The organism is Bacillus sp. NPDC060175 (assembly GCF_042728695.1).
Taxonomy (GTDB): Bacteria; Bacillota; Bacilli; order Bacillales; family Bacillaceae_G; genus Bacillus_A.
Genome location: NZ_JBHWYR010000013.1, coordinates 48,877 through 69,239 on the forward strand (window position 1 = coordinate 48,877; position 20,363 = coordinate 69,239).

General features: G+C 35.1%; 19 protein-coding genes. 15 read left to right on the plus strand and 4 right to left on the minus strand.

Annotated features, from left to right (window positions below):
• Window positions 1-67 precede the first annotated feature (67 nt).
• From ACFWDE_RS09505 to ACFWDE_RS09515, 3 genes are all read left to right on the plus strand, one after another.
• On the plus strand, window positions 68-397 hold the full coding sequence (locus ACFWDE_RS09505; RefSeq protein WP_377891785.1) for a PH domain-containing protein: 330 nt from the start codon (window positions 68-70) through the stop codon (window positions 395-397).
• A 117-nt stretch (window positions 398-514) separates the two neighbouring features.
• A complete protein-coding gene (locus ACFWDE_RS09510) occupies window positions 515-1,351 on the plus strand; it encodes a YitT family protein (RefSeq protein ID WP_002151335.1) in 837 nt (278 codons plus the stop codon).
• A 144-nt stretch (window positions 1,352-1,495) separates the two neighbouring features.
• The gene (locus ACFWDE_RS09515) at window positions 1,496-1,852 is read left to right on the plus strand and encodes a YxeA family protein (protein WP_377891789.1); all 357 of its coding nucleotides are present in this window, start codon (window positions 1,496-1,498) and stop codon (window positions 1,850-1,852) included.
• A 727-nt stretch (window positions 1,853-2,579) separates the two neighbouring features.
• Here the strand turns inward: ACFWDE_RS09515 and ACFWDE_RS09520 are convergent.
• A complete protein-coding gene (locus ACFWDE_RS09520) occupies window positions 2,580-4,229 on the minus strand; it encodes a DUF2334 domain-containing protein (protein WP_377891792.1) in 1,650 nt (549 codons plus the stop codon).
• A gap of 247 nt (window positions 4,230-4,476) precedes the next feature.
• On the opposite strand from ACFWDE_RS09520, the gene ACFWDE_RS09525 reads away from it, so the two are divergent.
• Complete coding sequence (locus ACFWDE_RS09525) at window positions 4,477-5,007, plus strand: transglycosylase SLT domain-containing protein (protein ID WP_377891795.1); 531 nt, start codon at window positions 4,477-4,479, stop codon at window positions 5,005-5,007.
• 168 nt (window positions 5,008-5,175) lie between these two features.
• On the opposite strand, the gene ACFWDE_RS09530 is transcribed toward ACFWDE_RS09525, so the two are convergent.
• Both ACFWDE_RS09530 and ACFWDE_RS09535 read right to left on the minus strand, forming a co-directional pair.
• Complete coding sequence (locus ACFWDE_RS09530; protein ID WP_483861748.1) at window positions 5,176-5,970, minus strand: DUF4931 domain-containing protein; 795 nt, start codon at window positions 5,968-5,970, stop codon at window positions 5,176-5,178.
• 135 nt (window positions 5,971-6,105) lie between these two features.
• Window positions 6,106-6,234, minus strand: coding sequence for a hypothetical protein (locus ACFWDE_RS09535; protein WP_002029408.1), 129 nt, complete (start codon window positions 6,232-6,234; stop codon window positions 6,106-6,108).
• Window positions 6,235-6,654: 420 nt separating this feature from the next.
• Between ACFWDE_RS09535 and ACFWDE_RS09540 the strand changes: the two genes are divergently transcribed.
• The 7 genes from ACFWDE_RS09540 (at window position 6,655) to ACFWDE_RS09570 (ending at window position 14,238) form a co-directional block, all read left to right on the plus strand.
• Entirely contained in the window at window positions 6,655-6,789 is a 135-nt protein-coding gene (locus ACFWDE_RS09540) for an RAxF-45 family protein (RefSeq protein ID WP_002139888.1), read from the plus strand.
• A gap of 124 nt (window positions 6,790-6,913) precedes the next feature.
• Complete coding sequence (abc-f, locus tag ACFWDE_RS09545; RefSeq protein WP_377891802.1) at window positions 6,914-8,800, plus strand: ribosomal protection-like ABC-F family protein; 1,887 nt, start codon at window positions 6,914-6,916, stop codon at window positions 8,798-8,800.
• A 151-nt stretch (window positions 8,801-8,951) separates the two neighbouring features.
• Entirely contained in the window at window positions 8,952-10,145 is a 1,194-nt protein-coding gene (locus ACFWDE_RS09550; protein WP_377891804.1) for a sensor histidine kinase, read from the plus strand.
• Window positions 10,142-10,798: a response regulator gene (locus tag ACFWDE_RS09555; RefSeq protein ID WP_377891807.1), complete on the plus strand. Its 657-nt coding sequence runs from the start codon at window positions 10,142-10,144 to the stop codon at window positions 10,796-10,798. The genes ACFWDE_RS09550 and ACFWDE_RS09555 overlap by 4 nt, the downstream gene beginning before the upstream one ends.
• A 138-nt stretch (window positions 10,799-10,936) precedes the next feature.
• The gene (locus tag ACFWDE_RS09560) at window positions 10,937-11,869 is read left to right on the plus strand and encodes an ABC transporter ATP-binding protein (RefSeq protein ID WP_377891810.1); all 933 of its coding nucleotides are present in this window, start codon (window positions 10,937-10,939) and stop codon (window positions 11,867-11,869) included.
• Between the two features lie 15 nt (window positions 11,870-11,884).
• Window positions 11,885-13,081, plus strand: a complete 1,197-nt coding sequence (locus ACFWDE_RS09565; RefSeq protein ID WP_377891812.1) for an ABC transporter permease — start codon at window positions 11,885-11,887, stop codon at window positions 13,079-13,081.
• An 11-nt stretch (window positions 13,082-13,092) separates the two neighbouring features.
• Window positions 13,093-14,238, plus strand: coding sequence for an ABC transporter permease (locus tag ACFWDE_RS09570; RefSeq protein ID WP_377891815.1), 1,146 nt, complete (start codon window positions 13,093-13,095; stop codon window positions 14,236-14,238).
• A gap of 16 nt (window positions 14,239-14,254) precedes the next feature.
• On the opposite strand, the gene ACFWDE_RS09575 is transcribed toward ACFWDE_RS09570, so the two are convergent.
• On the minus strand, window positions 14,255-14,452 hold the full coding sequence (locus tag ACFWDE_RS09575) for a hypothetical protein (protein ID WP_000369263.1): 198 nt from the start codon (window positions 14,450-14,452) through the stop codon (window positions 14,255-14,257).
• 235 nt (window positions 14,453-14,687) lie between these two features.
• On the opposite strand from ACFWDE_RS09575, the gene ACFWDE_RS09580 reads away from it, so the two are divergent.
• The 4 genes from ACFWDE_RS09580 (at window position 14,688) to opp4C (ending at window position 20,358) form a co-directional block, all read left to right on the plus strand.
• The gene (locus ACFWDE_RS09580; RefSeq protein ID WP_377891819.1) at window positions 14,688-16,391 is read left to right on the plus strand and encodes an ABC transporter substrate-binding protein; all 1,704 of its coding nucleotides are present in this window, start codon (window positions 14,688-14,690) and stop codon (window positions 16,389-16,391) included.
• A 243-nt stretch (window positions 16,392-16,634) separates the two neighbouring features.
• Complete coding sequence (locus ACFWDE_RS09585; protein WP_377891822.1) at window positions 16,635-18,362, plus strand: ABC transporter substrate-binding protein; 1,728 nt, start codon at window positions 16,635-16,637, stop codon at window positions 18,360-18,362.
• 103 nt (window positions 18,363-18,465) lie between these two features.
• Window positions 18,466-19,422, plus strand: a complete 957-nt coding sequence (locus ACFWDE_RS09590) for an ABC transporter permease (RefSeq protein ID WP_219916879.1) — start codon at window positions 18,466-18,468, stop codon at window positions 19,420-19,422.
• 12 nt (window positions 19,423-19,434) lie between these two features.
• Complete coding sequence (opp4C, locus tag ACFWDE_RS09595) at window positions 19,435-20,358, plus strand: oligopeptide ABC transporter permease (RefSeq protein WP_264539966.1); 924 nt, start codon at window positions 19,435-19,437, stop codon at window positions 20,356-20,358.
• Window positions 20,359-20,363: the final 5 nt, after the last annotated feature.

Consider the following 20,363-nt stretch of genomic DNA (forward strand, 5'->3'; position numbering starts at 1 on the left):
CGGTTTATAACAATCCATGGAGTCTTTTCAAGTGTTAAAGCGATGAATAGAATTTGGAGGGATATACATGAATGAACTTTTATCGAGTATAAAAAAATATGTAGAGGATGACGAAAAGATTTTAGCCTTTGTGGTAGGAATATTTGAGAAGGATAATTTTACGCTATGTTATCAACATGGAATTTTTGTTGCCACTACTAGACGTCTCCTGTTTTACGGGGAATTTCCGTACTATCCTTCAACATTTAGAGAGTATTCATATTTACATATAGATAGCATAGATTTTCATCCGTATTTTGAATTTACTTGTAATCATGAAATGGTTAGAGCTAAGTATATTCAGAAAGGGAATGTGGAGCGATTTGTTCGTACAGTTAGAGAAAATATGAATAATTAATCACCCCTTTGTTTAAACATAATGTCTCAGTCATTATGAGAAAAAATGCGTAATAAAAACCACTTCTAAACCTCTAGGAGATAGTGATACAATGTCAAATGGGGGGAGGGATGAACTATGGTTAATCAACGTATGAAGGAAATCGCATTAATTACAATCGGTTCATTACTATTTGCAATTGGTATTAATTACTTCGCAATTCCAAACCGTTTATCAGAAGGTGGAATCATCGGTCTAACGGTTGTTACTTATTATTTATTTGGATGGTCACCAGGAATTACGAATCTTGTTTTGAATGCAATTTTATTAGCTATTGGTTATAAATTTTTTGATAAGAAAACGATGGTTTATACAATTTTAGGGATTGTAGAAACATCTTTGTTTTTATATGTTACAGAACATATTCAGTATCAAGTAAACAGCGATACGCTATTAGCCGCTTTATTCGCGGGTGTATTTGTAGGTATCGGATTAGGGTGTATGTTCAAAGCTGGAGGTACATCAGGAGGATCAGCCATTTTAGCACAGTTAGCAAATCAATATTTAGGGTGGAGTGTTGGAAAAGGCGTACTTATTATTGATATTATTGTAATTGCTGGTTCTGTATTTATAATAGGACAAGAAAAGGCAATGTATACGCTTGTTGCTGTATTCATCGGAGCGAAAGTGATTGATTTCATTGTAGAAGGAATGGATACAAAAACGGCTGTTACGATTATTTCAAATCAGCCAGACTTAATTCGTGAGACCATTACGAAAAACATGACACGCGGTGTTACTGTACTAGAAGGTCGCGGCGGATATACTGGTAAAAATAAAGAAGTATTATATGTTGTTATTAATAAACAAGAGCTTGTTAAGTTAAAGCAAGTTATTAGCCAAGTTGATGAAGATGCCTTCGTTGTCATTCACGATGTACGTGATGTACTTGGCGGTGGTTTTAAAGCAAGCTAAAAGATGAACGAGAAAATTCGTTCATCTTTTTTTATTATTCTTACAAAAATGTAAGGGGAATGTAATAGGATTGAATGGTAGATTTCATTCGTTCTATTTAGAATGGATGAATAAGTATCCAATAGAGGAGGGCGATTACGTATTATGAAGAAAAAAATGATTGCTACTGTAATAGCGATGATAGCGATAGTAGTAGTGTTATTACCTACGAAACTTGGACCAGTTATTGATAAATATAATCCACTTTATACGACGAAAGAATACTATACAATCGTGGATACGATTGGTCAGCATGTCGGTGATGAATGGTATGAATATGAATTTATTGCATTTGATGAACGTGGAAGAGAACAAAAAATAAAGAAAACTGTTAAACATATGTTAAAGAGAGACGAAGCGTTAAAGGTGTTCGCAAAAGGGCGTTACGGTGAGTCAATTGAAGAGATTGAGACTACAAGTATTCCTATAAATGCGAAGAGTAAACTTTTGGCGATGAGATAGCAAAAATATACCCCCATCTATTTTTTGTCGAAAGGAAAAATACTAGATAGGGGTATTTGTTTGGTGCATAAAAATGCCCTAGTTCATATAAACTAGGGCATTTTTTATATAAAGGGGAAGGGGACACATTGTAGTAACAAAAATGAAAGTATAAGAAGATTGGGTCACTATCAATGTAATTTGGTTATGTGAGTGTTCTTCTTATTTGGCTTACTTTCTAACCTTATTGTACGAAATATAGGTAAGGGAAACTATCGAATTACATTACACATAGCTTACAAATCTGTAAGCCTTCTGTAATGTAATTCGATGGTTAAAATATAGTGAATTTCATATAGTGTAACTAGAAAGTCTCACTGTATTACTTTCTGTTTGTAATGTTAATGAAGAATGAAAAACCAACTGATTTTTAATAGACCTCATCTTTATTTAGATGGGGTTCTTTTTTAAACCTTACAACATTGTAAGGTTTAAGTAAGTTAATTCGATAGTAAATTTGTCATATTTTTTGCATAATAGATACAAATAGATAAAAAATAATTAGGGATATATTAAGAAGGGAGAAAACTGGGATGCGTAAAGAAGAAGTAGTGAAGTTTCCAATTAAAGATTTCTGTAGCTACTTTACTGTTGCCGTAGTGTGTATTGGATTATTTGATATAATAACAAACTTAATTGTTAAATAATATAGATGAAAAAACACCAAGCATCTCGCTTGGTGTTTTTATTATGACTCTAATTTTTTCGCGCGTCTTAATAATAAAAGAAAGACAATTATAATGAACCCAATTATAAGGAAGAACCCATATTGTTTTATATAATCAATTATGTCCGTCGCACTTGTTGGCTGTTCAGCATGAATGCCGTCTTTATTAGTAGTAATATGAATATCTTTCATTTTTACTTCATTCGTTTCTTTTTGTAAATCAATCCACTCTATGTTTGGAATACTTTCTAGTTCTTTTAATACTTCTTTTAATGGTTTAGCGCCCAAGTAAGGATGATAAAATGCACCGATAATTCCATCGGATAATTTTTCGACAGATAAAGCACGTTCTTTCATTTTTGCTATAGCTTGTGGCTTATCTTCTTCAATAAAGCCAACCGTTTCAGGAATTAGTTTCATCCCATGTAAAAATGAAGGTGTACTTATATAAGCCGGTGAGTGCATCGATTTCCAAGTTGTATCGTTTAGTTGTATTTGTCCTACATAAGTTGAAAAATATTGTGATAGTATTTCATATCCTTTTTGAGACATTGTATAGTGCGGAGCTTCAAAAGCAACTGGATATAATTTAGCTTCTACAAGCTCTGTAATCCCTTTTTCAATATGCTCTTTAATATACTTTTCTTCAAAGGCTTTTCCGTTTTCAACGTATTTATTATAGTCCTCTGTAGATTGGAAATCGTCTTTTGTTTTTGGCTTTTCATGGTTCGGTTGACGAATTGGTTGATCAGTTTTTACATCCCAAAATTCAAAACCTTCGCCAGTTTCACTATCATAAAATTGATGGGTGTAACCATGCATAACGATAGAGCCACCATTATCTTGCATAAAGCGTAAAACATCGATTAATTCAGAGTTATCCTTTAGATGTACTGTTTTTCCTGTGTCTGGATCTTTGTAAACAGGGATAACGGTAATCATATAAGGGAGCTTTTTCTCTTTTAGTAATTCAGCGATTTCTTTTAATTGCTTTACATCTACAGCTGGGTGAACGTCTTCAAGACGTAAATAAGCTAAAGTTTTATTTGTCATAGGCTTTTGTTCAAAGTAAGAAAATAGCATTTCACCGACGTAATGAGACATCCAATCAAAAAGGTTTGGAGTCGCGACATAATAGGATGGTCCTTGCTGAACGATTAACGGATGAGTTCCATCAGCACTCAAGGCGTAAGCAAGAGTTGTTCCTTTTGTTTCAACTTTCTTCATTAAGCGTTCTTCATGTAATTCATTTTTTAACTGGTTAGTCGGATATTCTATAGTGTGAATTCGTATATCGGTTTCTTTCGAGGTAATGAAAGAAAAACGATTAGATAATTGTTCAACATTTTGTCCTAAAACTAATACTGGACCCGAGAAGTTTTCTAGAAATTGTTTTGCTTTAGTAGAAAGATCTTCTTTTTTCTCTCCGATATAAACAATATGTGTATAAGAAGTTGAATCAGTAATTTTACTTATTTCTTTCAAATTTTTTACTGTTATATTATTTGTAAAGTGTCCTAACTGAGTATTAAGGATTTGTACATTGTTTGTAATTTTATCGTCTTCTGTACTATACAAAACGAGTACTTTTGGTTTTGATGATGTTTGCGCAGAGGTATGTATAGGAATGAGTAGTAAAATGCCGAAAAAGATTAGTAGAGTTCTTTTCATTTATGTATTCTCCTATTCTACATATGGAATTCAATTTACAATTATATACAAAAAATAAGTTATAGTCTATGTAAGTTACATTTTTGCACGTATTTACCATATGTTTTTTCACAAAATCGGTCTAAAGCATGATGATACTATGTATAGTTATTTGCTATGATTAAAGAGTAAGAGAGTGATAGAGTGTGGTAATTGTAAAGGGAAGGCTGAAAGGGGACAAATTTCAGCGGAGAAAGAGGTAGAGGTAGTGAAGAAATTCTTTGTAGGATTTTTAGTTGTTCTTGGAGTGTATTTATATTTCCAAGGAAAGTCTGAAGGAATGGGTAAGCTAATGAATGAAACAAGCTATGTTGATTCAGAAGAAGCAAAACAGATGAAACAAATTATTATAGAGGAAGCAAAGAAAGTAAACCTTCCGGAATGGATACCTCTTACAATTGCCGAACATGAAAGTAGGTTAAATCCAAGAAGTGTTGGAGATAACGGGACTTCATTCGGGTTGTTTCAATTACATCGCGGTGGTGGGCTTGCACCAGATCATTTAACAGATGAAGAGTTGAAAGATCCACGTACAAATGCTCAAATTGCAATGCCGCATTTAATGAAAGGGTACAAGCGCGGGGTGCAAAAAGGTTTGACTGATTTTGCATTACTGAAATATATAGCGAATACATCTGGATGGCCAGGGAATTTAGGGCCAGAATGGACGGATAATAATATGAAGTATAACATCGGATTAGAAGATGTATACTATCGAAATAAAGGCGTGATAAAGTGAAACTTTAATCAGCGGGGGAGTTTGTTCATCCACCGCTGATTATTAGCCTTCACCAATCGGGCTTTTACGGGCAGTTGATCTTCCACCTAACTTCCTCGGATTCGCCGAGTTTTGAGGTGGGAGTTTTACTGCCCGTTAATGCGGGATAAAAGAGTAGGTTTTTTATACCTACTCTGTTTTTCTATGAATAAATTCATCCTTTTGTCTCGTGAAATACTGTGCTAATTGTATTTTTACATTTTCTAGTTTTGTAGAAACTTGCGGTATTTTATATCCTACATACAACGGTGAAACTACACACCTAGGAACAACTTTACAAATGATTTTTCCGTTTAAGTAATAGAAGAATAAGTTATAACTACTACACCCTTTGTGGAAATCTGTCATTATGTAACGTACAGTTTGCTGAATATAATTTGCCATTTCATCTATAAATGCAATATCTTCAATGATGATATTAAATTCAGTAAAGCCGATAATAGGACGCTCTGAAATGTTGAGTTCAATGCGTTCATTTTTTTGAACAATTACCCCTTGGAAATTTGCTTCCTCAATATTTTCAAGATAGTCTACATGTTTCATTCCGATAATTTGCATATGTGCATGATGCAAACTTCCGCCTGAAAATGGACCATGATTTTTGTATAAAATCACAGAAGTGAATTCTTCATTTTCCTGTAAGTTTAACCAATGGAGAATAGAGAAGCGAATTAGTTTTCTCATATGTTCTTCTGTATATGCTGCGATATGGTCTTCGCAATTATCTGTTTCGATTAGCACGGTTTGAAAGGTATCCTTTAATGTAGGAAATTTATTTTTTAACCAAATAATAGAGCCCTCAGTTGCTAAAATATCCGTTAAATTTTCTCTGTCACAAAAAGGACATGCAGTGTTTCTGTTCCGAATACTTTCTGGTTTTTGTTTACCGATATCGTTTAAAAAATATAGTTGTTGTGTATCCATTTGTATATATGCCCCTTTAAAATATATGTAAAAATCCCGCTTAATACATTCGGGAAAAGGAGAAGGAAATCCTTTAAAGGGAATAGGGAAAAATAAAAGACAAGATATCCTCATTGCAATAGGGTACCTTGTCTTTTATTTTTTCTTTAATAGTGTGTATGGATAATATAGAGCATTTTCATTTTGTTTCTTTTTTCTATTTTTTATTGTGTATAAGGCAATTGCTGTACTTGCGATTACAATAATGGCTTTCTTCATATTCATATACCCCTTTTTATTGTTGGTTTAATTCTTGGCTAACTGCTTTCGCATCAACTAAAGCATGTAAGATCATTTTTACCATGTTCATCATAGTTCTTTCCTCCCTTTTATAGTTCGTTTAGTTCTTTTACAACTGCTTGTCCGTTCACTAATACCTCAAAGATTGCTTTTAAGATTTCTTTCATCATGATTGTTTCCTCCTTGTTTTTGTCTCTCTTGTTTACATCTTTATTGTATAGGGAGGTATCTTTTCGTACTATCGCTTTCCATTACGTGAACATAACAGTTTTGTAAGATTTGATGTCACTTATTGAAATGTTTAGTCTATCTTCATTATTTTCAGAAAAATGACTATTCAAACATAAATCGGGGAAGTATAATAAAGAAGTAAGTATTAAATTCCGTACGAAAGGAGTGAATGAGATGAAATGTTCTTTAGCTACGCGCGCAAAATTTTTAGATTATATCTATATTTGTCGTGCGATTTTTCATGATGTAGTTGTTAACGGGATACGTATGCCCTTTTTTAACAATTGCATAGTAGCTATTGAACGATAGAAGTCTCTTCACCCATTTTTGATAAACGTGTGAAAAGGGAGCTATTTGGCTTCCTTTTTCTATGACAAAAACCATGGGGAATGTTTCTTTCCCATGGTTTTTTATATTGAAAGGAGTACGGAAAATGACAATTTGTAGTGTAAATAATGTAAAGAAATCTTTTGGTGGAAACATCATATTTGAAAATATATCGCTTGAAATAAAGAATGGAGAACGTATTGGATTAGTTGGTCGTAACGGTAGTGGGAAGACAACTATCTTTCAGCTTCTAACAGGAATGGAGAGTTTGGATGCAGGAGCCATTCATATGAAGAAAGGTACATGCATCGGTCATGTAGCACAAATTCCAAAATTCAATAATGAAATGAATGTATATGATGTATTAAGCTCCGCTTTTAAAAAGGAAAAAGAGTTGGAGATAGAAATGCATGCTTTAGAAAAAAATATGGCGGAAGAACAGGAATCATCTGCTTTACAAAAATTGATGGAGAGATACGGAGTAATTCAAGAAAGGTACGCGTTTCTCGGTGGTTATGAAATAGAAGCGAATATTATGAAGGTAGCAAATGGTCTACAGGTGACGGAACTATTTCCAAGATCATTTATGGAGTTAAGTGGTGGAGAACAAACAAAGGTAAGCCTTGCGTATATGCTATTGCAGAAACCAGATCTACTTTTGTTAGATGAACCAACAAATCATTTGGACTTATTTGCAGTCGAGTGGTTAGAGCAATTTCTAAAAGAATATACAGGAACAGTTATGGTCATTTCGCATGATCGCTATTTCCTTGATGAAGTTGTAACGAAAATTTTTGATTTAGAAGATGGAGAAATTCACGTATATCATACGAACTATTCACAGTTTGTTGAGGAAAAGGAAGAAAGGCTGCTTCAAGAATTTCAAGCGTATCAAGAACAGCAAAAGAAAATAAAGAAAATGAAAGAAGCAATTAAGCGCTTGCGAGAATGGGCAAATCAAGCGAATCCGCCGAATGAAGGATTGCATAAGAGAGCCAGAAATATGGAACGTGCATTAGAGCGCATAGAGAAACTAAAGAGACCCATTTTGGATAGAAAACAGATGGGACTTCAGTTTGATGGGCAAGAGAGAAGCGGGAAAGATGTTGTTGTAATGAAAGAAGTGAGTAAAGGATTTGCTGACAGATCTTTATTCGAGAAAGTAAATTTGCATATTCGTTTTCAGGAGCGCGCAGCTATCGTTGGACGTAACGGTACAGGAAAGACTACGTTATTAAAATTACTACTAGAAGAAATGAAGCAAGATACTGGTGAAATTCGGATTGGTAGTAGTGTGAAAATCGGTTATTTATCGCAACATGCGTACGGGAATATGAAGAACAATGTATTGGAAGCTTTTAGAGAGTGTGTAGCTGTAGCAGAGGGAGAAGCAAGACATATATTAGCTCGGTTTTTATTTTATGGTCCAGCTGTTTTTAAGAAAGTAACGCAACTTAGCGGTGGAGAAAAAATGAGGTTAAGACTCGCGCAACTTATGTATCAAGATGTTAACTTTCTCATTTTAGATGAACCGACGAATCATCTTGATATTGAATCAAGGGAAGTTTTAGAGGAAGCCCTTGAACAATATAACGGGACGATTTTAGCTGTTTCACATGATCGTTATTTCTTAAATAAATTGTTTGAAAAGACATATTGGATTGATGAGCACAAATTATTTGAGTTTGCAGGGAACTATGCATGGGCTCGTCAAAAGTGGGAAGAAAGAATTGAGAAACAAGTAGCAAAACAGAAGCAGCAACAGCAAGGGAATAGAGCGTTAGAAGTAATGCCTATAAAAAAGAAGAAGGCTAGGAATTTAGAGGAAGTTGAAAGCGAGTTAATGCATATAGAAGAAGATATATATGCACTTGAATGTAAAATGGAACATGTAGTTGATGTTGAAATGCTTGAACAATTGTATGAAGAAAAAACGAAAAAAGAGTTTTTACGAGCGGAGTTATATAATGAGTTAGAGAATATTGTGGGGTAAAGAAAATAGAATGGAAGAGCAAGTTGTTTTCTCATATTTTGAGGGAGGGCTTGTTCTTTTTTCTATAAGGAAAGAGAAAAAATTGGTATAATTTTCTTGTTGATGCGATAACGAGACGAACTTTAGGTTATTAAAATGTGAGGAGAATTTTATGTTAGGATACGCGCGGATTGCTACAATCGTTATGATTTGTTTCGTTTACGCAAATCATGTTTCACGTGAAACAGCAAATTTACAAATTTTTGTCGGTATTGCACTTTTCATTTATATTGTGAATCATATTTTACTTGTAAAAGCAAAAGAGAGTAGGAAGCTCATTTTTTATACCTTGCTCGCAAACGGTATTGTCACAGCATTATTAGGATTTTTATTTCCCGAGACATGTTTGTATTTAATTATATTTGGAATTGATGCGGTAGGATTATTTATTCATGATTGGCGTAAAAGTATGACTTATTTTTTCATCGCTTTTTTCTTTCTTTGTTGGTTTATAAATATAATGCATACGTACCAACATACAGGGAGTTTGGAATTGGAGAGTAATGCAATTAACTTTATGTTTATCATTTTTAGTGCTTTAGCTGGAAACTTAATAAAAAAACTTACAGCTGCTAGGCAAATGGTAGATGAGCAATATGGGGAATTAGCATTATCTCATACAGCTTTAAAAGAAGCACATGAACAATTACGGCTATATGCTAAAGAGGTGGAAGAATTGACAGCTGTTCGGGAACGGAATGATATTGCCCGAGAAATTCATGATACCGTCGGTCACAATATGACTGCTTTGCTTGTTCAGTTGCAACTGGCAGAGGCTTTATGGAAACAAAAATCGGACGCTACGGAAGAGGTTTTACATACATGTCATGGGTTAGCTAGAAAATCACTTCAAGAAGTAAGAGCTTCTGTGCATGCCTTAAAAGAAGAAAGTAAACTAGGGAATATAATAGAGAATATGCGAGAAATGTTACATGGATATTCTAAAGCGACGAAAGTACAAGTATCTTTTCAATTACAAGGGGATCCGGTTGTGATTCCGTTGTCACTACAGCCTACGTTGCTTCGTATTATGCAAGAATCTTTAACGAATGCAAAACGTCACGGGAAAGCTAGTTTATGTGAAGTAAGTTTAGTTTGTTCAGTGGAACAAGTTAAGTTATGTATTTCCGATAATGGTATGGGAGTCAATGAAGTAAGCCCTGGGTTTGGATTACTTAATATGAAAGAACGTGTAGAGGAGCATGGTGGAATCATTCAATTTGAGAGTGAAATAGAAAAAGGTTTTCGCCTAAAAATCGAATTCCCACTCCGAGAAAAAACATGGATAATAGGGGGAGCGTTATGATTCGAATTATGATTGTGGATGATCAATCACTGATTCGTGATGGATTGGCAATGATATTAAATTTACGTCCGGAACTGGAAGTGGTAGGGACGGCTAGTGATGGGGATGAAGTCGTACAAAAGGTGAAACAATTACAGCCTGAAATTATTTTGATGGATATTCGGATGCCTCGTATGAATGGTGTTGAAGGAACTCGTTTAGTTAGAGAACAGTTTCCTCATATAAAGGTTCTTATGTTAACGACTTTTAGTGATAGTGAGCTTATTTTTGGAGCATTAGAGCAAGGAGCGAGCGGATATTTATTGAAGGACATGGAGACGGATGCAATCGTTCAAGCCATTTTAACGGTACACGGTGGAGGTGCTGTGCTTCCTCAAGATATAACAGCGCAAATTGTAAAGGAATTAAAAAAGACAAAAGTAGCAGTAGAATGCCCCCTGCCAAAACAACTAGAACAATTAACTGAGCGTGAAGTGGGTGTTTTAAGGGAAATTGGGCTTGGTTTAAATAATAAAGAGATTGCCGAAAAGCTATTTATTACAGAGGGAACTGTTAAGAATCATGTTTCTAATTTGATTAGTAAGCTAGAACTGAGAGATCGAACACAAGCAGCAATATACGCAGTAAGATATGGTGTTACGACATACACATGACTTTTGGCATATATAAGTGTGAAAAAGCAGCAGAATTTGCTGCTTTTTTATTTTGTATTTCTATCTCAAGGGTGATGGAGAGAAGAAGAAATTTTTCTACAATGAAAGTATAGATGAATGCAAAGGGGCTGAATCAATATGTTAGTCATAGATCATATTACGAAATCATTTGGTAAGAAGGAAATCGTAAAGAATGTTTCTTTTGAAGTGAAAAAAGGTGAAACATTTGGATTGCTTGGACCAAACGGAGCGGGGAAATCAACGACGATATCAATGATTTGCGGGTTAATTCCATACGATAGTGGTGATATAAAAGTTGGTGGGAAATCTGTAAAAGAGTATCCATTAGAAGCGAAAAAGAAAATCGGTATTGTCCCGCAAGACATTGCGCTGTATCCGACACTTTCAGCGAAGGAAAATTTGATTTTTTGGGGAAAGATGTACGGTTTAAATGGGAAAGTTGCAAAAGAGCGAGCAGAGGAAGTGTTAGTTTACGTCGGTTTACAGGATCGGGGAAAAGATAAAATTGAAACATTTTCAGGTGGAATGAAAAGGCGTATTAATATTGGTGCAGCACTTATGCACGAACCAGAGTTATTAATTATGGATGAACCGACAGTCGGGATTGATCCGCAATCGAGAAATCATATTTTAGAGACTGTTAAAAAGTTAAATGAAAAAGGTATGACGGTCATTTATACGAGTCATTACATGGAAGAAGTTGAGTATTTATGTGAGCGAATTGCCATCGTTGATCATGGAAAGGTAATTGCACTAGGAACGAAAAGAGAGTTATGTAATCGTCTGACAGATGGGTTTATAGTGAAATTACAATTAAATCGCTATAGTACGGAACTGCTACAAAAGTTGAAAGCACTACCTGTTGTTGAGCGGATTATTTTTGACGAAGATACTAGCACAATTGACATTGGACTAAATGGTGGCGAGGCAATTGGTACAGTTGTTTCCGTAGTTGTTGAGAACAACGCTCAAATTTTAAAACTGGAAGTACAAGAACCGAATTTAGAGGCACTCTTTTTACAATTAACAGGACGTTCACTGCGTGATTAAGGAGGTTAGTGTGAGATGAAAAGTTGCATTATTGCATGGAAAGATTTGAAAATCCGTTTAATTGATCGCCGTGGCTTTATGATGATGTTAATTATGCCGCTTTTATTAACAGCGATTTTAGGTTCAGCGTTAAGTAATGTATTTGATAGTGGTGGACTACCGAAAACAGTAATTGGCTATTATCAAGAGGGAACGGATGAGTTTGCAGATGTCTTTCAAAAAGATGTATTGCAATCTAAAGAAATAAAAGATGATGTGAAAGTAAAGGTAGTTAACTCTCGGGAAGAGCTTGAAGATATGTTAAAGGAAAAGAAAATAGATGTAGGAATTGTTATCCCAAACAAATGGAGCGAACAAGTGCAAGATGGGAAATTAAAAGAACCAACGGTACTTATAGACCCATCAAAAGATATACAAGCAAAAATTGCCGAGTCAATGATCCGCTCTTTTTCGGAACGTGTTCAAACAGTCGCAGTATCTACTAAAAGTGTTGTAACAGAATTAGCAAAATCTCAGCATGGTGATCTAGCACAAGTTGCAAAAGAAGTAAGTGGAAGCCTACAGACGATAGCAACTGCAAGTGTGGATAACATCCAAAAAGGAACGGTAGGTAAAAAAACAGTTGCCGCGATGCAATATTATTCAGCTGCGATGTTAGTCATGTTTTTACTATATAACATAACAGTAGGTGCAAAGTCAGTTGTAACAGAGCAACGAACTGAAACGTTGGCGCGTTTGTTCAGTACACCGACGAGCTCATTTTCAATTTTATTCGGGAAGTTTTTAGGTACATTACTATTTGCCTGTGTACAATTTGGAATATTTATAGTTGCTACACACTTTATGTTTCATGTGGAATGGGGCGAAGACGTGTCTCAAATAGTAGTGTTGGGGATTTCTTATGCAATTTGTGTTTCCGGTTTATCAATGTTAATTGCAGCCTTTATTCGTGAGGAAAAAACAGCAGATTTAATGGGGGGAATCGGTATTCAAATACTAGCTATATTAGGGGGATCAATGTTACCGATTTACGTATTTCCCGATACACTTCAAACAGTTGCGAATATTGCTCCGAATAAATGGGCACTTACGAGCTTCTTAAATATTATGTCGGGAACATCTTGGGATGTGCTATTCCCTGTCATTTTAAGTTTATGTAGTGCAGGAATTATCTCCGTTATGATTGGAACGTTACGTTTACGTACGAGATAGGAGGGGAAATGATGAAGAAGGTTTGGGCGCTTTGTTGGCTAGAATTAAAACAAATTTTAATTAAGCCACAAAGTTATATACTCATGTTTGGAATGCCTATTATTTTCACACTCATTTTCGGTGGACTTTTAGGCGGAAGTGGGAATGAGAAAGTAAATGTTAGTTTAGTAGATAAAGATGGTTCTGTATTATCTGGCAAGTATTATGAGGAAATAAAGAAAAGTGATTTAAGTTCTATAGAAAAGGTAACGTATAGGGAAGGGACACAGAGGATCGAAGACAAGAAATCATCTGGTATAATCATCATTCCGAAAGATTTTCAAAAGAGTATGCTAGATGGAAAAGTAGAAAATATTCAATTTCAAGCCAGTGCAGATTTTACGGGTGGAACTTCTGTAGAGCAAGTATTAGCAAGTGCATTAAAAAAGATGGAGATAGAAGTTAGTGCAGCAAGAGATTTTGAGAAGAAAAGTAACACTCCGTGGGAAACGATGTATGAAACAATTTATACAAAAGTAAATCCTGTTTCGATTCAAAAAGAATCGATTTTACATGATGATCAAAAGTTAAATAACGTTACAGGGCGAGCTACAGGTTTTTCAATTCTATTCGTCATGATTGTCATGTTAAGTGCGACGGGAACTATTTTGAAAGCTAGACAACTTGGTGTTTGGTCTCGTTTATTAGGGGCACCAGTTTCAAAAATTCAAATACTAGCAGGATATATCCTTTCCTTCTTTTTAATAGGGTGGATTCAATTTGGTGTTTTAATGATATTAACGCATTCATTATTTGATGTGCAGTGGGGAAATTTATTAGGGGTTATTACACTCGTTTCAGTATTACTATTAGCGGTTATTGGTCTAGCTTTATTATTGGCAAGTATCGTGAAAACAGCAGAACAGCAGTCCGCACTAGGGAATATCGTTGTAATTTCAACGTGTATGATTAGTGGTCTTTATTGGCCAATTGAAATTGAGCCTTCATGGATGCAAGCGGCTTCAAATTTTGTTCCGCAAACGTGGGCGATGCGTGGCTTTACTGAGCTAATTGTAAGGGGAGGTACATTAGCAGATATAGGAGGATATATTGGTATACTCATTTTATTTGCGGGAGTATTTTTCGTAATTGGTTTAACAAGAATACGTTATGACTGAAAAAAGAAAGCAGAGTTCACAGCTTTACGCGCTGAACTCTGCTTTCTTTTTGTGTGGCATCTTCTCTTGTTGAAATTATAATAGCGATCCCGAGCATAATAAAAAAAGCTAAAAAGAGGACGAACTTTGGGAAGAAAGGGAATAGTAATAACGCCCCGACTATCATGAGTGTCAATAATACATAGTGCAGGACATATTGGAATAGGTTGTCCATATTTTCGCCCCCTTTTTGGTAGTTAATTGTTATTATTCTATGCGTGGCTATTAGGTAATAGAAGGTGTTTTTTGTTTTTTTGAGAGAAAACAATTAGCAAGGATTGACATGACTATTGGAAAGGAATAATCTTGAAATTAATTCATACTATTTTTATAGGTAAAATAAAGATAGTTACAGAAAGGGGCGTTATGTTACCTCTTAATTAAAAAACAGGAAAGTAAAGGTGAGAATTATGCGAAAGGCTTTGAAAGGGTTACTTGCTACATTCCTTAGTACATCGGTTTTATTAGCAGGATGTGCTCAGGAAGAGAAAAGTACAAATGAAGCAGTAAAGATGCCGAAAGTAAAAGATGAGTTTATTAAGGCGAGTGACAAAGCAAAGAGTCCAGCAAAGGCAAAAGAAAGAAAAGATACCTTTGTAGTGGGAATGCCGAGCCCTGGCGGGATATTCCTTCCGCATTTTATGGAAAATGGGTGGGATGGTAATATAACACAAGCTATCTTTGCTCCTCTCGTTGGATTGGATAAGGAGGGGAAACCAATCCCAATTCTAACGAAGAAGTGGGATATTTCGGAGGATCAGCTTACATATACGTTTCATTTGAAAGATGATTTAAAGTTTAGTGATGGTTCACTGTTAACAGCGGAGGATGTAGCATTTACATTAACGTTACTGCATGATCCAACTTATAGTGGTGCAACGGACATAAGCCAAACAGCAATAAAGGGTGGGCAAGCATATAAAGAAGGAAAGGCAACAGCTATTGAAGGCATTCAAGTCGTTGATCCGAAAACAATTACGATTAAAACTGAGAAGGTAAATGCCCAAACATTATTGTTAATTGGTGGAGAAGTTATATCAAAAGCTTATTACGGTAAAGAGTATAAGCAAGGGAATTTAGAGTATTTAAAAGAGTTATATGGAAAACCGATGGGATCTGGAGCTTATAAACTAGATAAATACATTCCAGGCCAAGAAGTTCGATTTGTAGCGAATGAAAATTATTTTGAGGGTAAACCGAAGATTGAGCACTTTATTTATAAAATTACAAAAGGTGATACGAATTTGCAACAGTTTCAAGCGGGAGAAGTAGATTATGATGGATTTACGACAAATGTGGAGACGATCGAGCAATTAAAAGAGTTAGGTTTCGCTAATATTAATGTGTATACAGGAAGTTCTTACGGCTACATTAAAATGAATTATAAGAAACCATACTTTAAAGATAAACGTGTTCGCCAAGCGCTTATTTACGGATTAGAGCGCCAAAAGGTAATTGATACGTATTTCCAAGGTTATGCTTCACTCGTCAATGTACCAATTACACCAGTTTCCTGGGCGTATACAGAAGAAGGGATTAATAAATACGAATATAATTTAGAAAAAGCAAAGCAACTACTTGATGAAGCTGGATGGAAAGCTGGTTCAGATGGAATTCGTGAAAAAGATGGTCAGAAATTGAAGGTAAGTTATTTTGCTTCTCCTGCAAGTAAAATCAATAATGTAATGATCCCTGTTATGAAAGAAGATTATAAAAATCTTGGGGTAGATTTTAACCCAGAATACATGGACTTTAATACGATGATTTCCAAGGTAATTAAAGGAGATTATGATTTAGCGATGGTGTCCACACCGATGATTGATGATCCGAGTGGGACAATTGAGGAATTTGTTTCGACAAGTAAACGAAACTACGATGGGTATCATAATCCGAAAGTGGATGAACTAGCAACAGAGGCGCTACAAACGTTAGATATTGAGAAACGGAAAGAGATTTATAAGAAATTGTATCAAGAATTAAGTGAAGATCCACCAGTGATTTTCTTAAATAATAGTAAAGTGGTATCTGCTCACAACGCACGAATTCAAGGATTACAAGAAGATAACTATAATGGTATATTGTTAAGTTTACCTAAATTGAATATTGCTCAATAATTTTTGGAGAACTCTCAAAATATTTATATAGAAATAATTGACAAAATATACTGAAAGATATAAGCTAATAACCATAAAGTCTACCGGAAAAGTCGGAATAAGATTGTTACCCCTCAAAAACATCTGTTTTTTTACGTTCAAAACCGACTTTTCCGATTGGCTATAAAATGTTGCTGTGGGAGGCATACATAAGGCAAGCAGTTCATAAAGTGTAATTATTAAAAAAAAGTTAGGGTGGGGACAATGAAGAAAAAGACAAAAAAATGGGCTGGTGTATTTTCAGTATTACTGAGTAGTTCGTTTGTGTTATCTGCTTGCGGGGGACAGGAAGATACGGCTTCTACAGAACCAGTTAAACAGCAAGATTTAAAAAATATAAAAATCGAAAAGATTGCTGCTACAGATAAGACGAAAGTGCCTGACAAAGCAAAAAGTCGAAAAGACACGTTAGTTGTTGGGATTAGTAAACCAGGTGGTGTCTTTTTACCATACTTCCAGCAAAATGGTTGGGATGGAAATGTAACTTCTGTTATTTTTGCATCTCTTGTATCGACAGATAAACAAGGAAAACCGACTCCAGAATTAGCTGAGAAGTGGGATGTTTCCTCTGATCAGTTAACATATACATTCCATTTACGTAAAGATTTAAAATTTAGTGATGGTTCGCCATTAACGGCGGATGATGTAGCATTCACATTGACGCTTTTACATGATAAGGCATATGAGGGTGAAATGGATATTTCTCAATATGTTGTTAAAGGCGGAAAAGAATATAAAGAAGGTAAAGCAACTTCTATTGAAGGAATTCAAGTTGTTGATCCACAGACAATTAAAGTTACGACTGAAAAAGTTAATTCCCAGACACTAACTGCTTTAGGTGGACCAGTGTTATCAAAAGCGTATTATGGAAAAGACTATAAACAAAATACAAGTTTAGATTATTTAAAAGAGTTATATGGAAAACCGATAGCTGCGGGCCCATATAAATTTGAAAAGTATATTCCTGGTCAAGAAGTTCGATTTGTAGCAAATGAAAATTATTATGCAGGTAAACCGAAAATTCCAAACTTCATTTATAAAATTACTGCTGGTGATACAAAACTACAATTGTTCCAAACAGGCGAGGTTGATTATACTGGCCTAGGTACTGGTGATGAAGTTCTTGAACAAGCGAAAGGTTTACAATTCGCGAATATTCAAATCGAAACAGCAGCATCATTTAGTTATATTTATATGAATAATAATAAGCCGTACTTAAAGGATAAAAAGGTTCGCCAAGCACTTATTTATGGATTAGATCGCAAAAAGTATGTTGATACAGCATTAAAAGGGTACGGTACAGTAGCTAGTGTACCAATCCATCCGACTTCTTGGGCTTATACGGAAGAAGGGGTTAATAAATATGAATACGATAAAGAAAAAGCGAAAAAATTATTAGATGAAGCGGGATGGAAAGCTGGTTCGGATGGAATTCGTGAAAAAGATGGTCAAAAATTAAAGCTTTCTTATTTCGGCCCAAGTTCGGCTAAAGATAGTGATCTACTAATTCCAATTGCCAAAGAGAATTATAAAGAGATAGGTGTAGAATTTAATCCTGAATTTATGGACTTTAATACTATGCTTTCGAAGGTAAACAAAGGTGACTATGATTTAGCTTCTGTTTCGACACCGATTACAAGTGACCCAAGTGAAACAGCTGGTGAATATTTATCTGGTGTCAATGAGAAGAGTCTTGGTTATAAAAATGCGAAAGTAGATGAGTTAATTAAAAAGGGTATTGAGACAGTTGATATTGAAAAACGTAAACCAATTTATAAAGAACTGTATAAAGAATTAAGTGATGACCCACCAGTAATTCTATTAAACTACCGTAGGACAATTACAGGATACAACGGGAATATAAAAGGAATTGACCCTGAAAAGTACAATAGTATTAGTGCAAACTTGCCAGTATTATCTATCGAAAAATAGCGATAAGAATGTATAAATAGAAGACATTTTTTCATTCGGCAAGTAGTATGTCGTTTTGAAAAAATGTTCTTCTATTTTAAGCATAAGATTGGAGAGAAAAAGGGTGAAAACATATATCATTCGTAGGCTGTTACAAATGATTCCTACACTGTTGGGTGCATCAATTATTATCTTCTTCCTGTTCGCACTTCTTCCAGGAGATTATATTGATTCAAACCCGAAGATTACACCGGAAAGAGCAGCTGAACTTAGGGAATTGTATGGATTGAATAAACCAATTGTTGAGCGATATTTTCACTGGCTAGGTAATGCATTGCAGGGGGACTTTGGTTTTTCTCTTCAATATCAAGAACCTGTAACGTCATTATTAAATAAATTTATATGGAATTCGTTTATTGTTGCGGTTATTGCATTGTTCTTTATTTGGCTAATTGCACTTATTATCGGCGTGTTTTCAGCGACAAAGCAGCATTCCTTATTCGATAAGCTTGTAACAATTGGTGTCTTTGCAGCGATGTCATTCCCTTCATTCTTTATCGGTTTGTTTTTAATTAAAGTGTTCGCGGTTGACTTTAAGTTATTACCGATAGGCGGGATGATTGATGTTGGGAGTAATTCGACGGGGCTTGCTTACGTAATAGAAGTTGCAAAGCATATGGTTTTACCAGTCTTTATTTTGACACTTCTTGGAGTAGGCTCATTAACTCGTTATTTTAGAACGAGTATGTTAGAAGTTGTGAGACAAGATTACATTCGAACGGCTAGAGCAAAAGGTTTAAAGGAGAAGACAGTTATTTATAAACATGCATTAAAAAATGCAATTTTACCAGCTATTACATTGCTTGCATTTGAGTTACCAGGATTGTTTTCAGGGGCAATTATTATTGAACAAATTTTTAACTGGCCAGGTATCGGTAATATTCAATTAGAAGCACTTAATTTCCGTGATTATACAGTATTAATGGCATTTACGATGTTTCTTTCTTGTTTGACAATTGTTTCAAATTTTTTAGCGGATGTTGTATATGCAGTTGTTGATCCACGTATTCGGTTGAAGTAAGGGGGGAAAGAGATGGAAACTGTTACCGCAATTACAGAGAAAAAAGTAAAAAAGAAAAGACGAAATGAATCATCGCCGTGGAGGCAAGCTTTTAAAAGGATAAAGAAAAATAAAATGGCACTTATAGGGTTTTATGCATTAGTTTTTATGTTTTTATTTTGCTTTATCGGTCCATTCTTTTCACCGTATGCATCAGGGAAAATACAAGTTGCGCTAATTAACAAGCCACCTAGTTTTTCTCATTGGCTTGGTACGGATCAATTAGGAAGAGATATTTTAACGAGGCTGATGCAAGCGGGGCGGATTTCGTTAACAATTGGCTTAGCTTCAATGGTGTTATCAGTTATATTAGGTGCTTTATTAGGAGCTATTGCAGGTTTTTACCGTGGTATCGTCGACAATATTATAATGCGTCTTGCCGATATTTTAATGTCGATGCCGGGATTACCGTTACTTATTATAATGGGTGCTATTTTATCAGAATGGAAAGTACCATCTGATTATCGTCTTTACGTCATTATGATTATTTTAAGTTTAGTAGGTTGGCCAGGACTTGCCCGTCTCGTACGGGGGCAAATTTTATCGCTTCGAGAACAATCGTTTATGCAAGCTGCTGATGTACTAGGGATAAAAGATTATCGGAAAATTGTATATCATTTAATCCCAAATGTTTTGCCAATATTAATTGTTGTATCAACATTAGGTGTTGCGGGTTCTATATTAGGAGAGTCTGCACTAAGTTACCTAGGACTTGGCGTTGTCCCGCCTACACCATCGTGGGGAAATATGATTAGCTCAGCAAACTCATTAATCGATTTCCAAAAGCGTCCGTGGTTATGGATTCCACCCGGTTTTACAATCTTTATAACAGTTGTATCAATTAATTTACTTGGCGATGCACTTCGTGATGCATTAGATCCAAAGATGAAGCGGTAGGTGAG